Genomic DNA, 14,593 nt, shown 5'->3' with positions numbered 1-14,593 from the left:
ATCTCTCGGTGCAAGAGCCCCTTGCGCTATTGCGCCAGGGGCTTCGTCTATCTCGGGGCAGACTGCGGCCTACGCAGGATGCCCCAACCGGAAGGGGTGTACGCCTGTGCCGGCACTCGTGCTCGTTGGCGCTCAGTGGGGGGACGAGGGCAAGGGGAAGGCGACCGACCTCCTCGGTGGCTCCGTCGACTACGTCGTCCGTTACCAGGGCGGCAACAACGCCGGTCACACGGTGGTCATCGGCGACCAGAAGTATGCACTTCACCTGCTCCCCTCCGGAATCCTCAGCTCGAATGTGACTCCGGTGATCGGCAACGGCGTCGTGATCGACCCGGGCGTGCTGCTCTCCGAGCTGGCCGGCCTGAACGAGCGCGGCATCGACACCTCCAAGCTGCTGATCTCGGGCAACGCCCACCTGATCACCCCGTACCACCGCACCCTGGACAAGGTCACCGAGCGCTTCCTCGGCAAGCGCCGGATCGGCACCACCGGCCGCGGCATCGGCCCGACCTACGCGGACAAGATCAACCGCGTCGGCATCCGGGTGCAGGACCTCTTCGACGAATCGATCCTCCAGCAGAAGATCGAGGCGGCGCTGCACGACAAGAACCAGCTGCTGGTCAAGCTCTACAACCGCCGCGCCATCCCGGCCGAGCTGGTGCTGGAGGAGTACCTCGGCTACGCCGACAAGATCAAGCCCTTCCTGGCCGACACCACCCTCGTCCTGGACGAGGCGCTCAAGGCCGACAAGGTCGTCCTGCTGGAGGGCGGCCAGGGCACCCTGCTGGACGTCGACCACGGCACGTACCCCTTCGTGACCTCCAGCAATCCGACCGCCGGCGGCGCCTGCACCGGCGCCGGCATCGGCCCGACCAAGATCGACCGGGTCATCGGCATCCTGAAGGCGTACACCACCCGCGTCGGCTCGGGCCCGTTCCCGACCGAGCTGCTGGACGCGGACGGCGAGGCGCTGCGCCGGATCGGCGGCGAGCGCGGTGTCACCACCGGCCGTGACCGCCGCTGCGGCTGGTTCGACGCGGTGATCGCGCGCTACGCGACCCGGGTCAACGGCCTCACCGACTTCTTCCTCACCAAGCTCGACGTGCTCACCGGCTGGGAGCAGATCCCGGTCTGCGTCGCGTACGAGATCGACGGCCGCCGGGTCGACGAGCTTCCGTACAACCAGTCCGACTTCCACCACGCCAAGCCGATCTACGAGACGCTGCCCGGCTGGAACGAGGACATCTCCAAGGCGCAGACCTTCGGCGACCTGCCGAAGAACGCCCAGGCCTACGTGAAGGCGCTGGAGGAGATGTCGGGCGCGCCGATCTCCGCCATCGGCGTCGGCCCCGGCCGGACCGAGACGATCCAGATCAACTCGTTCATCTAGCAACCGGTGCCGCATCCGACACCCGGATGCGGCACCACCCGACCGGCCCTGCGCCGGCAGCACGCCGAAGGGGCCCAGCGGATTCGCCGGGCCCCTTTCGCGTGCCCTCGCACACCTCCCTCAATATATGAACTAGTGCAATAACCTCTTGCGCCTAGTGCAGAATGCGGCTACCTTGCCGATCATGACCGCGAAGCTGCCCGCACCCATCACCCTGACCGGCCGGCACGTCCGCCTGGAACCGCTCGGGCGCGACCACCTGCCCGATCTCTTCGCCGCCGGCGGCGGGGACGACCTGGTCTGGCAGTGGATCCCCGGGGGCACCCCCCGCACCGAACAGGAGCTCGGCGCCGTCATCGACCGGCGGCTCGCCGAGATCGCGGCCGGCACCGCCGTGGTCCTCGCGGTGATCAGCCTCGACACCGGCCGCGCCATCGGCATGACCGGCTACTACGACGCCAACGCCGAGGACGAGCTGGTCGAGATCGGCGGCACCTGGTACGCCCGCAGCGCCTGGCGCACCGCGGTGAACACCGAGTCCAAGCTGCTGCTGCTCACCCACGCCTTCGAGGAGCTCGGCATGGGCCGGGTCTTCTGGAAGACCGACCACCTCAACGAGCGCTCGCGCAACGCCGTGCTGCGCCTGGGGGCGACCTTCGAGGGCATCCACCGCCGCGAGCGCCGCCGCGCCGACGGCACCTGGCGCGACAGCGTCTACTTCTCGATGCTCGCCGACGAGTGGCCCGCCGCCCGGGCCCGGCTGGCGGAGCGGCTCAACCGGGGCTGAGCCGCCGCCGCGCGGCTCGGCCCGGCTCAGCCCTCCTCGGCCGCCAGGTGGTCCACACAGGCCGCGACGGCCAGCAGCAGGCCGGGATCGGCGCCGTCGGCGATCTCCACCCCGTACGCGTCGCGGATGGTGAACCACTTCTCGGAGATCCGGGCGACCTCGTCGCCGTTGTCGTCCTCGATCGTGTAGTCCTTGCCGATCAGGTCCCCGGTGATCTTCAGCTCGGCGCCGTCGGCCAGCTCCACCTTGTACTTGTCTCGGAAGGGTGTGAACAGCTTCTCCCGGACGGTGGCGACGACATCGCCGTCCGCGTTCTCGATCTTCATCGCGTCCCGGACGGTGAAGAACTTCTCCTTGATCACGGCCACCACCTGGCCGGCGGCGTCCCTGAGCTCGAAGGTGTCGCGCAGCCGCAGCACCTTGCCGTCCACCAGGTACGCCTTGCGGCCGTCCTCGTCCTCGATCCAGTAGTCGTCACCGATCGCGAACAGCCGCTCCCTGACCACGTACCGCATACCGCCTCCTGAGTGATCCGCATCGATCCGCGCCGGAGCGGACGCCCCGTGCCGGTGCCCCATTCGATCCGATTACGGGCCCCCGCGCAGCATCGGCGCGGACACGATTCACTTCCCCCATGCCCGACATCCCCGCCCCCGCGCCGGTCGCGCGGGCCAGCACCAGCACCGGCCGCGATCCACGCCGCCGAGCCCGCGGACGGGACCGGCGGGAGGGGTCCGGAATGCCGGGACGGGTGGTGGGGTTTGATTGCGTCATGGCATCTCGTGCACGTGTACGCGCCCCCGAGCTGGTCGGGGCCGGCGGCTGGCTCAACACCGGCGGCAAGGACCTCACGCTCGCGGACTTCCGCGGCAAGATCGTGATCGCGGACTTCTGGACCTTCTGCTGCATCAACTGTCTGCATGTCCTGGACGAGCTGCGTGAGCTGGAGGAGAAGCACCGCGACACCGTGGTGATCGTCGGTGTGCACTCCCCCAAGTTCGTGCACGAGGCCGACCACCAGGCCGTGGTGGACGCGGTGGCCCGGTACGAGGTGCACCACCCGGTGCTGGACGACCCCGCGCTGGTGACCTGGAAGCAGTACGCCGTCCGGGCCTGGCCCACGCTGGTGGTGATCGACCCCGAGGGGTACGTGGTCGCCCAGCACGCCGGCGAGGGGCACGCCCACGCCATCGCCCGGCTGGTCGGGGAGCTGGAGGCCGAGCACACGGCCAAGGGCACGCTGCGGCGCGGCGACAGCCCCTACGTCGCCCCCGAGCCGGTCGCCGGCGACCTGAAGTTCCCCGGCAAGGCCGTGCGGCTGCCCGACGGCGGATTCCTGGTCGCCGACTCCGGCCACCACTCGCTGGTCGAGCTGGCCGAGGACGGCGAGCGCGTGCTGCGCCGGATCGGTGACGGCGAACGCGGGCTGGTGGACGGGGTGAACCCCCGCTTCAGCGAGCCGCAGGGCCTCGCCCTCGTCCCGGCCGGGCTGGACCTCGGGTACGACGTGGTGGTCGCCGACACCGTGAACCACGTGCTGCGCGGCGTCCGGCTGGCCGACGGCCACGTCCGGACCCTGGCCGGCACCGGCAAGCAATGGTGGCAGGGCTCGCCCACCGCCGGCCCGGCCCGCGAGGTCGAGCTCTCCTCGCCCTGGGACGTCGCCTGGTTCGACGACCGCGTCTGGATCGCGATGGCCGGCGTGCATCAGCTCTGGTCCTACGACCCCGCCGCCGGCACGGTCCAGGTGGCGGCCGGCACCACCAACGAGGGCCTGGTCGACGGGCCGGCCGACGAGGCGTGGTTCGCCCAGCCCTCCGGCCTGGCCGTCTCGGCTGACGGCGAGAAGCTCTGGGTCGCCGACTCGGAGACCTCCGCGCTGCGCTGGGTTTCACGTGAAACAAAGACGGTGCACAGCGCCGTCGGCACCGGCCTGTTCGACTTCGGCCACCGCGACGGCGCCGCCGCGCAGGCACTGCTCCAGCACCCGCTGGGGGTGAGCGTGCTGCCCGACGGCTCGGTGGCGATCGCCGACACGTACAACCACGCGCTGCGCCGCTTCGACCCGGCGAGCGGCGAGGTGAGCACGCTGGCCACCGACCTTCGCGAACCCTCCGGCGCCGTCCTGGTCGACGGTGACATCGTCGTCGTCGAGTCGGCCCGGCACCGGCTGACCCGGCTGCGGCTGCCCGAGGAGGCCGTTCGGGTCGAATCGGTCGCGCACCGAACCCAGCGCGCCGCCACCGAGGTGGCGCCGGGCGCGCTCCGGCTGGACGTGCTCTTCTCCGCGCCCTCCGGCCAGAAGCTGGACGAGCGCTACGGCCCGTCGACCCGGCTGCTGGTCAGCTCGACGCCGCCCGAGCTGCTGCTGGCCGGCGCCGGCGCGGACAGCGCGCTCAGCAGGGAGCTGGTGCTCTCCGAGGAGATCACCGAGGGCGTGCTGCACGTCTCGGCGATCGCGGCCTCCTGCGACGACGACCCCGAGATCGAGTACCCGGCCTGCCACGTCCACCAGCAGGACTGGGGCGTACCGGTGAAGATCACCCCGGGCGGCGCCGGCCGGCTGCCCCTGGTCCTCGCCGGCATGGAGTAGCCCGGGGCGCTCACCCCCTCCGGCGCGGCCCTTCGGCTCGGGGCACGCCGGAGACGGGCAACGCACCGGACCAGAGCGCCCCGGAGGCGAGCCGGCGCCCCGAAGAAGGCACCCCGAGCCGAAGGGGCGCGCCGGTACCGAAAGGGAGAAGCGACAAGCGAGCGAAGCGAGCGCCGGAGCGCCGACCGTCGGCACCGGACCAGAGCGCCCCGGAGGCGAGCGGGCGCCCCGAAAGAGAGGTCAGCCCTCCAGGAACGCCTTGATCGCGCTTGCCAGCAGGAACGGGTCGTCGGCGCCGCACAGCTCACGCGCCGAGTGCATCGACAGCGCCGCGATGCCGCAGTCCACCGTGGTGATCCCCAGCCGGGCCGCCGTGATCGGGCCGATCGTCGTGCCGCAGGGCATCGCGTTGTTGGAGACGAAGGTCTGCCACGGTACCCCCGCCTTCTCGCAGGCCGCCGCGAAGACGGCGCGGCCCATCGCGTCCGTCGCGTACCGGTTGTTGACGTTGACCTTGAGGATCGGCCCGCCGTTGGGCATCGGGTGGTGGCCGGGCTCGTGCCGCTCGCTGTAGTTGGGGTGCACGGCGTGGCCCATGTCGGAGGAGAGACAGACCGTCCCCGCCAACGCGCGGGCCCGGTCCTCGGCGCTGCCGCCGCGCGCGTACACGCTGCGCTCCAGCACGTTGCCCAGCAGCGGGCTCTGTGCGCCGGTGTCCGACTCGCTTCCGGTCTCCTCGTGGTCGAACGCGGCCAGCACCGGGATGTACGGCAGTTCTGCGCCGGCCACCGAGGCCAGCGCGGCAGTGGCCGCGTGCACCGAGAGCAGGTTGTCCAGGCGCGGGCCGGCCAGCAGCTCGCGGTCCTTGCCCAGGTAGGCGGGCGGCTGGACGTCGTGGGTCATCAAGTCCCATCCGGCGATGTCCGCGGCGGCGACCCCGGCCCGCTGCGCCACGTACTCGATCAGCGAGCCCTCGTCGACCGGGCCCAGCCCCCAGATCGGGGTCAGGTGGCGCTGCTTGTCGAGCTTGAGCCCGTCGTTGACCTGCCGGTCCAGGTGGATCGCCAGCTGCGGTACGCGCAGCAGCGGCTCGTCGATCTGGACCAGCCGGGCCGTGCCGTCGCGCAGCGCGAGGCGGCCGGACAGGCCCAGGTCGCGGTCCAGCCAGGTGTTCAGCGGCACACCGCCGTAGATCTCCACCGCGACCTGGCGCCAGCCGGCCGAACCGGTGTCAGGAACCGGCTTGACCCGCAGGTTGGGCGAGTCGGTGTGGGTGCCGACCACCCGGAACGGCGTCTGTGGCCCCGCCCCCTTCGGCACGTACCAGGCGATCAGCGCGCCACCCCGGACGACGTACTTACCGCCCGTCGACGCGTCCCATGCATCCGTCTCGGCGACCTGCCGGAAGCCCGCCTTCTCCAGCCGCTCGGCCGCGCTCGCCACCGCGTGGTACGGGGAGGGCGAGGTGCCGAGGAAGGCGATCAGGTCATCGGTGTGCGTCCGGTCGAAGAAGGCCTGGCAGGCGGCGGTGGACATGCTGCTCCTGAGTCGGGGGAGGGCTGAGGCCGGATGGGGGATCGGCCTCGCACCTGAGCATATGCCCGTACACGGACAGGACACTCGTAACTCCCCAACGGGTGCACAGCAGTGACAGAGCGGTGACCTTCCGGATCCGGCCGGCCACGGCGGGCGCAGCGGGCGCCCACCGGGCGGTCTTCGGCCGCTCGGCGCGCACGCCCAGCGATACCGGTGCTTTCCGGTCGGCGGTGCCGAATTGACGGCTGCGGCGCACTTTCCGGTCGAACTTCCTGTTCGCGGAGCCGAGTTGCCGCAAGGATCGGGACCGGCGCGCGGGACGCCCACCGGCCGGCCTCCGGGTGGCATGCGGGCACGCCGCACAACCGGTCTGCCACGGCCGGGATTTGAGCCACGAGGTCAAGGGGCGAGGGTCGCGAGTCTTGAGGGAGAACGGCTTGTTACGGCGCGAGGTCGGCGGCACGGCGGCGGTCGGGCACGACGCGGCGGGCGGGTCGCCCGGCGAGGCCGCACCGGACCGGGCCGGCGGGCCGTCCGGTGCGGCGCGCCGGCGGCGGATCGTCCTGGCCGTGGCGACGGTGGCGGCGCTGGTGCCGGTCGGCGGGCTGGCGGCCGCCCCGTTGATCAGGTCGCCCGCCGAGCGCGCCGCGCAGACCGCGCCGCCCGCGCGCACCCTGCTGACGGCAGCCGCGACGATGCGGGTGCTCAGCCCCTCGGTGGTGATCCGGGGCACGGTCTATCCGCCGACGCAGTACAACGTCAGCGCCGGCCCGGCCGCCGCCGATGTCACCCAGCTGTACGTCTCCCGGCTGAACGTGCGGACCGGCGACGAGGTCGGCAACGGGCGGCTGCTCGCCGAGGTCTCCGGGCAGCCGCTGTTCGTCCTGGCCGGGCCGGTGCCCGCGTACCGGGACCTGAAGCCGGGCGGCACCGGTCCGGACGTGGGCGAGCTCCAGGATGCGTTGGCGGCCCTGGGCCACTCCACCGGCTCCGACCCGCGCAGCACCTTCGGCGCCGGCACCGCGCAGGCGGTGGACGCCTTCTACCGGGGCCTGGGTTACCCCGTGCCGACCACCGGGGCCGCCACTCAGCAGGCGGTGGACGCGGCGGGCAAGGCGGTGGAGGCGGACCAGCGGACCGTGGACGCCCTGGCGGCCCAGCGAAGGGCCGCCACGGGCCCGCCGGCGGGCCCGACCACCCCAGCGGCCCCACCTGCCCCGAGCACCCCTGCGGCTCCGCCCGGCAGCGCCCAGCCCGTACCCCCCGTACCCCCCGTACTCGCAGCCCCCGCCGTACCCGGTGGCCTGAGCCTCGACCAACAGCTCACCACCGCCAGGAAGCAGCTCGCCGACGACCGCGCCGCCCTGGCCAGGGCCGTCGCGGTGAACGGTCCGATGGTGCCGGCCGCGCACGTGGTCTTCCTGCCCGCGCTCCCGGCCGCGGTGACGGCGGTGAACGGTTCGGTGGGCGCACCCGCCGCCGGCCCGCTGCTCTCGCTGACCAGCGGCGGACTCTCGCTCACCGGGCTGCTGGCCCCGGCCCAGGCGGCGGCCGTCAGGCCTGGCATGGCCGTGGAGGTGTTCTCCGAGGCCACCGGCACCACCGTCGCCGGTACGGTCGCGGAGCTGGGCGCGCAGACCACCGCTCCACCGGCCGGCCGGGTGATCCCGATCGGCGGCGCTCCGGGCTCCGCGGCCGGCGCGGTCGGCGCGGCGGGCCCGGGCAACGGCACGCCCGCAGGCCCGCCGTACGTACCGCTCGCCGTCACCCCGTCCACGCCGCTGCCCGCCACGCTCAACGGCCAGAACGTGCGGATGACCGTACGCGAGGACGACTCGACCGAGCCCGTGCTGAGCGTGCCGGTGGCCGCCGTGTTCACCACCTCGGCCGGCCGGACGTCGGTGACCCGGGTCGACGCGGACGGCGGGCGCAGCACGGTGGCCGTCACGGTCGGCGCGAGCGCCGACGGCTTCGTCGGCGTCACTCCCGACGGCGCCGCCCTGCGGGCCGGCGACCCGGTGGTGGTCGGCCGATGAGCGCCGCCGTGCCGGCGCGGTTCGACCGGTCGCACGCGCGGGGCCGCACCCTGGTGCTGCTCAGGCACGAGTCTGGGGCGCGGGCCGCCCGTACGGTCCGGGTCGGCGACGGCCGCGTCGCGGAGCCCACGCGGCCCTCGGGCCGCCCCGCCGCCCCCCGGCGGAAGGCGGCCCGCTGATGGCGAGGACCGTCCTGGCCGGTCCGGGCTCCCGGCTCGGTGTACGCGATCTGCTCGCCGAGGCGACGGCGGGCGTCCTGCAGCGCCCCGGCCGCTCCGTACTGACCATGCTCGGCACCGTCCTGGGCATCGGGGCGTTCGTGGCCGTTCTCGGCCTGACCGCCACCGCCGCCGGCCAGATCGGCGCCCGGTTCAGCCTGACCGGCGCCACCACGGTGACGGTCGCCGACCACCCCGCCGCCGACGCCGTCCCGGCCGGCGCCGACCCGCCGATGAGCTTCCCGCACGACACCGACGCCCGGCTCGCCGGAATCGCGGGGGTGAGCGCGGGCGGGGTCTGGTGGCCGGTCGCCGGCCCGCCGGTGATCTCCGCCTCGCCCACCGGGCCGGAGACCGGACAGGGGCTGTCGCTGCTGGCGGCCACCCCGGGCGCGGTGGCGGCCATGCAGCCCACGCTGGTGGCCGGGGTCACCCTCGACCCGTACGCGCAGGACTCCCGGCAGCCGGTGGCGCTGCTCAGCGTGGCCGCGGCCGAGCGGCTCGGGGTGAACAGGCTGGACGCACAGCCCGCCGTGTTCGTCGCGGGCATCCCGTACACCGTGATCGGCGTCTACTCGGACGTGGTCCGCCGGCCGGAGACGCTGCTGAGCGTGATCATCCCGGCGTCGACGGCGCTGGAGCGGTTCGGCAACCCGGTCGTCGGCCGGGACGGCGGCGCGCAGGCGCTGATCGCCACCCGGGTCGGAGCGGCCGGCGTGGTCGCCGACCAGGTCGCGGTGGCGCTGCGGCCGGACGCCGCCGGGGTGTTCACCGTCGTCCCGCCGCCGGACCCGCACAGCCTGCGGGACGGGGTGACCTCCGACCTGAGCGGGCTGTTCCTCGTGCTGGCGGCGATCTGCCTGCTGGTCGGCGCGGTGGGGATCGCCAACACCACGCTGGTCGCCGTACTGGAGCGGACCGAGGAGATCGGTCTGCGCCGCGCGCTGGGCGCCCGTACCCGGCACATCGCGGGGCAGTTCCTGACCGAGTCGGCCGTGCTGGGCACCCTGGGCGGGCTGATCGGGACGGGGCTGGGCGTGGTCACCGTGCTGGCGGTGGCCGCGGCCCGGGACTGGACGGCGGTTCTCCAGCCCGCCGCGACCCTCCCCGCGCCGCTGATCGGCACCGCGGTGGGGCTGCTGGCCGGCCTCTACCCGGCCCTGCGGGCCGGGCGCACCGACCCGCTGAAGGCGCTGCGCAGCGGCTGAGCGGTCCGGGGCGCGAAGACCCCGGCCCGCCCGGCCCGGCCCCGTCCAGCGACGACAGGACGCCGGACAGCACGAAGGGGGCCCGCGAGAAGCGCGGGCCCCCTTCGTACTGAGGGTGGGTCAGGCGGTCAGTGCGAGGCCTGCGGCCTCAGCGGCCTAGAAGGCCTCCTCGGCCAGCTCCATGATCTCGTTGTCGACGCCCTCGGCGATCAGACGCTGCGGGGTGATCGTCGGCAGGATGTTGCGGGCGAAGAAGCGGGCCGCCGCGACCTTGCCCTGGTAGAAGGGGACGTCCTTCTCCGAGGCGCCGGCCTCCAGCTTGGCGAGGGCGACGACGGCCTGGCGCAGCAGCAGCCAGCCGATCACCACGTCGCCGGAGACCATCAGCAGGCGGGTGCTGTTGAGGCCCACCTTGTACATGTTCTTGACGTCCTGCTCGACCGAGGAGAGGTCGGCCAGGAGCTTGCCGACGATGGCCTCCAGGTCACCGGCGGCCTTGGCGAGCAGCTCGCGCTCGGTGGCCAGGGCGTCGCCGCCCTCGGCCGCGCCGAGGAACTTCTGGATCTGCTCGGAGACGGCCGTGAGCGCCTGGCCGCCGTCCTTGACGATCTTGCGGAAGAAGAAGTCCAGGCCCTGGATCGCGGTGGTGCCCTCGTAGAGGGTGTCGATCTTGGCGTCCCGGATGTACTGCTCGATCGGGTACTCCTGCAGGTAGCCGGAGCCACCGAAGGTCTGCAGGGACTGCGCGAGCTGCTCGTACGACTTCTCCGAGCCGTAGCCCTTGACGATCGGCAGCAGCAGGTCGTTCAGGCGCTCGGCGGCCTCGTCGTGCTCGCCGCGCAGGCGGGCGGCGACCAGGTCGTCCTGGACGGAGGCGGTGTACAGGACCAGGGCGCGCATGCCCTCGGCGTACGCCTTCTGCGTCATCAGCGAGCGGCGGACGTCCGGGTGGTTGGTGATGGTGACGCGGGGGGCGGCCTTGTCCAGGAAGTTGGAGATGTCGGCGCCCTGCACGCGCTCCTTGGCGTACTCCAGCGCGTTCAGGTAGCCGGTGGAGAGGGTGGCGATGGCCTTCGTGCCGACCATCATCCGGGCGAACTCGATGATCTTGAACATCTGACGGATGCCGTCGACGGTCTCGCCGAGCAGCCAGCCCTTGGCCGGGTGCTTGGCGCCGAAGGTCATCTCGCAGGTGTTGGAGGCCTTGAGGCCCATCTTGTGCTCGACATTGGTGGCGTAGACGCCGTTGCGCTCGCCGAGCTCGCCGGTCTCCCAGTCGAAGTCGAACTTCGGGACGATGTAGAGACCCAGGCCCTTGGTGCCGAGCTTGCCGCCCTCGGGGCGGGCCAGCACCAGGTGGATGATGTTCTCGGACATGTCGTGCTCGCCCGAGGTGATGAAGCGCTTCACACCCTCGATGTGCCAGGAGCCGTCCTCCTGCTTGATCGCCTTGGTGCGGCCGGCGCCGACGTCGGAACCCGCGTCGGGCTCGGTCAGCACCATGGTGGCGCCCCACTGGCGCTCGACCATGCGCAGGGCGACCTTGTGCTGCTCCTCGGTGCCCTCCTCGTGGACGACGCCGGCGAAGGCCGGGCCGGAGGAGTACATCCAGATCGCGGGGTTCGAGCCGAGGATCTGCTCGGCGAACGCCCAGATCAGCGAGGACGGGGTGACCTGGCCGCCGATGGCCTCCGGAATGCCCAGGCGCCACCACTCGGCGTCCATGAAGGTCTGGTAGCTCTTCTTGAACGAGGCCGGGACCGGAGCGGTGTTGGTCTCCGGGTCGAAGACCGGCGGGTTGCGGTCGGCGTCGACGAAGGACGCGGCGAGGTCGTTCTCGGCGAGACGCGAGATCTCGCTGAGGATGTTCTTCGCGGTCTCGACGTCCATGTCGGCGAACGGACCGGTGCCGTACACCTGGTCGCGGCCGAACACCTCGAAGAGGTTGAACTCCACGTCCCGCAGGTTGGACTTGTAGTGACCCATGGCCGTTATCTCCGGTTCGTCGCTTCCGGGGGTCCGCCGCTCCGGGCGCCCCACTTACCCACCAGTAGACATCATGATGCTACCCGGCGGTAACTTGTTCAAGCCCCCCGCAGCGAATCCCTTATGAAGGTTGTCACGTCCCACGTGGCCACGTCCCACAACGCGGGGCCCGCACTCCTGTCAGGATCGGCCGCCCCACGGAAGACTGCGCTCCCGATAGCCTGTCCGTGTGTACGGCTATGACCAGACCGCATATCCGGGCGATCCCTACCAGCAGCAGGCGGGGCCGCAGCCGGGAATGAACGGCATGCCCGGCCCCGGCCCGTACGGCGAGCAGCCGCAGGCGCCGCAGCAGTCCCTGTACCCGGAGCCCTCCCCGCCCTCGCTGGCGGACGCCGTCCGGGCCTTCACCACGGGCTCGATGGCGGTGGAGGACTTCCAGGCCATCTTCATCACCTCCAAGGTGCACTGCCCGCGCGGCGAGCGGCCGGGCTTCCTGGCGCTGCACAACACCCCCACCCCGGTGATCCCGATGTTCAGCTCGCTCAAGGAGCTGCGCCGCTACGCCGGCAAGGAGTCCAAGCACTTCAGCGTCAGCGGCGCCGAGGTGCTGGACCTGCTGCCGACCGGGTACGGCTTCGCGCTGGACATGGAGGGCGAGCACCGGATGGTGTTCGACGCCAAGGCCGTGGAGCAGATGGTGGACTTCACCATGCGCCGGATGTACGGCTGAGGCGAGCCCACCGGCCCGCACACCCACACACCCACACGCCCACAGACCCACAGACCCGCAGCGCGCAGAACCACGGACCCGCGGGCCCGCAGCGCCGGCCCGCATGGCGCAGCCCGCTGTCACCCCACCCAATAGTTCAATCTTCAACTTGCCTTTAGTTGATGGTTGAACTAACCTTCGGGACGTAGGCCACAGACCCCGAAGGAGGCCGACATGCCCGCCGTGACCGTCGACAACCCGCTGACCCTCCCGCGCGTCGCCACCCCCGACCCCGCCGTCACGAGCGCCCGGCCGGTCCTGACCGTCGTCACCGCCCCCGAGGGCTACGAGGGTGAGGGCTTCCCCGTCCGCCGCGCCTTCGCGAAGATCAACACCAAGTACCTCGACCCGTTCATCATGATGGACCAGATGGGAGAGGTGGAGTACGCCGCCGGAGAGCCCAAGGGCACCCCGTGGCACCCGCACCGCGGGTTCGAGACGGTCACCTACCTGATCGACGGTGAGTTCATCCACAAGGACTCGCACGGCGGCGGCGGCCACCTCGGCGGCGGTGACACCCAGTGGATGACGGCCGGCTCCGGCATCCTGCACATCGAGACCCCGCCCGAGTCACTGGTGACCACCGGCGGCCTGTTCCACGGCATCCAGCTCTGGGTGAACCTCCCGGCCGCGGACAAGATGACCGCGCCCCGGTACCAGGACATCCACGGCGGGCACGTCCGGCTGCTCTCCACCCCCGACGGCGGCGCGGTGCTGCGCCTGATCGCCGGCGAGCTGGACGGCCACCGGGGCCCGGGCGTCACCCACACCCCGATCACCCTGCTGCACGCCAGCGTGACCCCCGGTGCCGAGTTCACCATCCCGTGGCGCAGGGACTTCAACGCCCTGGCGTACGTCCTGAACGGCGACGGCACGGTCGGCACCGAACGGCGCCCGGTGCGCAGCGGGCAGGCGGTGGTGTTCGGCGAGGGCGACACCCTGACCATCTCCGCCGACGCCAAGCAGGACTCCCGGCACCCCAACCTGGACGTGATCATCCTGGGCGGGCAGCCGATCCGGGAGCCGGTGGCCTGGTACGGGCCGTTCGTGATGAACAGCCACCGTGAGCTGGAGCAGGCCATGCGGGACTTCCAGTCCGGCGCCTTCGGGCAGCCGGTCGACTGATCCCACCCCGAACGCGGCGCCCGGCTCTCAAGCCCCCGAACCCCCCGGGGGCCGGGCGCCGCCACGCCCTCGGCCCCGGCCCCTCCGGGTCGGGGGCTCAGAGCCGGGCGTACAGGGCCGAGGCGTCGTCGAAGGCCTTGCCGCGCGGCCAGCGCTCGCACCCGGCGTCCGAGCGCTCGACCGCCCGCACCTGGGCGATCAGTTCGGCCGGGCCCGCCTCGGCCAGCAGCTTCAGTACATCCGCCCAGCTGCCCAGGCCGAAGCGCTCGGTGTAGCGCGAGGCACCGTCGGTCAGCGCCGCGACGGCGGACAGCTGCGCCAGCGGCACGAAGCCCGTCTCGGCATGGCCGGCCGCCTTCGGACTGGCGGCCGCGATCCACGGCCCGTGCCCGGTGTTGCGCGCGGCCCGGACGGCCAGCGCGTAGCGCATGTGCAGCGCGGCGCGCTCCGCCGTGCCGGGCACCGTCGACCAGACCTGGCGGCGCAGCTCCTCACCGCCGGGGAAGCGCTGGTTGTCGCCGATCACCTTGGGCGGGCCGTCCCGGTACTGGAGCACCAGCAGCGCGTCCCCGAGCACCAGGTACTCCAGCGCGTTGCCGTGCCGGCGGGCGGCGACCACCATCGCCGCCGGGGTGTTGGGGTGCGAGAGATCGCACCGGCCACCGTGCAGTGCGGCCGTCTCCACGATGGCGTCGGAGAGGCACTGCGCGATCGAGCGGTCGGATCGGTCGGTCAGCCGGGCGAGCAGGTGCACCCCCAGCCGGCGGACGTACCAGGGGGTGCCGTGGCGGCACCCGGACTCCATCCCGTCCGGCGAACTGGACCCGTCGAGCAGCACCAGCGCCTCCGGCGAGGCCGCCGCGAAGTCCTCGCTCTCCCGGCCCGGCTTCCGCGGTTCCCCCGCGAGCTGTACCTGCATCCCGTCAGTGTGGCCGCCGGGTA

General features: G+C 72.4%; 11 protein-coding genes. 7 read left to right on the top strand and 4 right to left on the bottom strand.

The window, feature by feature from the left end; genetic code table 11:
• Positions 1 to 106: 106 nt before the first annotated feature.
• Positions 107 to 1,390 carry an adenylosuccinate synthase gene (locus ACIBH3_RS22225; RefSeq protein WP_396313770.1) on the top strand — a complete coding sequence of 428 codons (1,284 nt, stop codon included), beginning with the start codon at positions 107 to 109 and terminating at the stop codon, positions 1,388 to 1,390.
• Between the two features lie 184 nt (positions 1,391 to 1,574).
• Positions 1,575 to 2,177, top strand: a complete 603-nt coding sequence (locus ACIBH3_RS22220; protein ID WP_396313769.1) for a GNAT family N-acetyltransferase — start codon at positions 1,575 to 1,577, stop codon at positions 2,175 to 2,177.
• Between the two features lie 26 nt (positions 2,178 to 2,203).
• Here ACIBH3_RS22220 and ACIBH3_RS22215 read toward each other — a convergent pair whose 3' ends face one another.
• Positions 2,204 to 2,692 (bottom strand): LURP-one-related/scramblase family protein, encoded by a 489-nt coding sequence (locus tag ACIBH3_RS22215; RefSeq protein WP_396313768.1) that lies wholly within the window; start codon positions 2,690 to 2,692, stop codon positions 2,204 to 2,206.
• A 257-nt stretch (positions 2,693 to 2,949) separates the two neighbouring features.
• Here ACIBH3_RS22215 and ACIBH3_RS22210 point away from each other — a divergent pair, with 257 nt between their 5' ends.
• On the top strand, positions 2,950 to 4,770 hold the full coding sequence (locus ACIBH3_RS22210) for an NHL domain-containing thioredoxin family protein (protein ID WP_396313767.1): 1,821 nt from the start codon (positions 2,950 to 2,952) through the stop codon (positions 4,768 to 4,770).
• Between the two features lie 240 nt (positions 4,771 to 5,010).
• Here ACIBH3_RS22210 and ACIBH3_RS22205 read toward each other — a convergent pair whose 3' ends face one another.
• The gene (locus ACIBH3_RS22205; RefSeq protein WP_396313766.1) at positions 5,011 to 6,306 is read right to left on the bottom strand and encodes a M18 family aminopeptidase; all 1,296 of its coding nucleotides are present in this window, start codon (positions 6,304 to 6,306) and stop codon (positions 5,011 to 5,013) included.
• Between the two features lie 422 nt (positions 6,307 to 6,728).
• Between ACIBH3_RS22205 and ACIBH3_RS22200 the strand changes: the two genes are divergently transcribed.
• Together ACIBH3_RS22200 and ACIBH3_RS22195 are read left to right on the top strand one after the other, a co-directional pair.
• Positions 6,729 to 8,342: a peptidoglycan-binding protein gene (locus tag ACIBH3_RS22200; protein WP_396313765.1), complete on the top strand. Its 1,614-nt coding sequence runs from the start codon at positions 6,729 to 6,731 to the stop codon at positions 8,340 to 8,342.
• A 178-nt stretch (positions 8,343 to 8,520) separates the two neighbouring features.
• Positions 8,521 to 9,768 carry an ABC transporter permease gene (locus ACIBH3_RS22195; RefSeq protein ID WP_396313764.1) on the top strand — a complete coding sequence of 416 codons (1,248 nt, stop codon included), beginning with the start codon at positions 8,521 to 8,523 and terminating at the stop codon, positions 9,766 to 9,768.
• 156 nt (positions 9,769 to 9,924) lie between these two features.
• Here the strand turns inward: ACIBH3_RS22195 and ACIBH3_RS22190 are convergent, their stop codons facing one another.
• Positions 9,925 to 11,754, bottom strand: coding sequence for an acyl-CoA dehydrogenase (locus ACIBH3_RS22190; protein ID WP_396313763.1), 1,830 nt, complete (start codon positions 11,752 to 11,754; stop codon positions 9,925 to 9,927).
• A 229-nt stretch (positions 11,755 to 11,983) separates the two neighbouring features.
• On the opposite strand from ACIBH3_RS22190, the gene ACIBH3_RS22185 reads away from it, so the two are divergent.
• Entirely contained in the window at positions 11,984 to 12,487 is a 504-nt protein-coding gene (locus ACIBH3_RS22185; protein WP_396313762.1) for an SseB family protein, read from the top strand.
• A 213-nt stretch (positions 12,488 to 12,700) separates the two neighbouring features.
• Entirely contained in the window at positions 12,701 to 13,651 is a 951-nt protein-coding gene (locus ACIBH3_RS22180) for a pirin family protein (protein ID WP_396313761.1), read from the top strand.
• Positions 13,652 to 13,748: 97 nt separating this feature from the next.
• Here the strand turns inward: ACIBH3_RS22180 and ACIBH3_RS22175 are convergent, their stop codons facing one another.
• A complete protein-coding gene (locus tag ACIBH3_RS22175; RefSeq protein WP_396313760.1) occupies positions 13,749 to 14,570 on the bottom strand; it encodes an integrase in 822 nt (273 codons plus the stop codon).
• Positions 14,571 to 14,593 lie beyond the last annotated feature (23 nt).

Source organism: Kitasatospora sp. NPDC050543 (assembly GCF_044457565.1).
In the GTDB taxonomy this organism is placed as follows: domain Bacteria; phylum Actinomycetota; class Actinomycetes; order Streptomycetales; family Streptomycetaceae; genus Kitasatospora.
The sequence above is the reverse complement of the archived record's forward strand: the minus strand, read 5'-3'. Positions and strand labels throughout refer to the sequence as shown.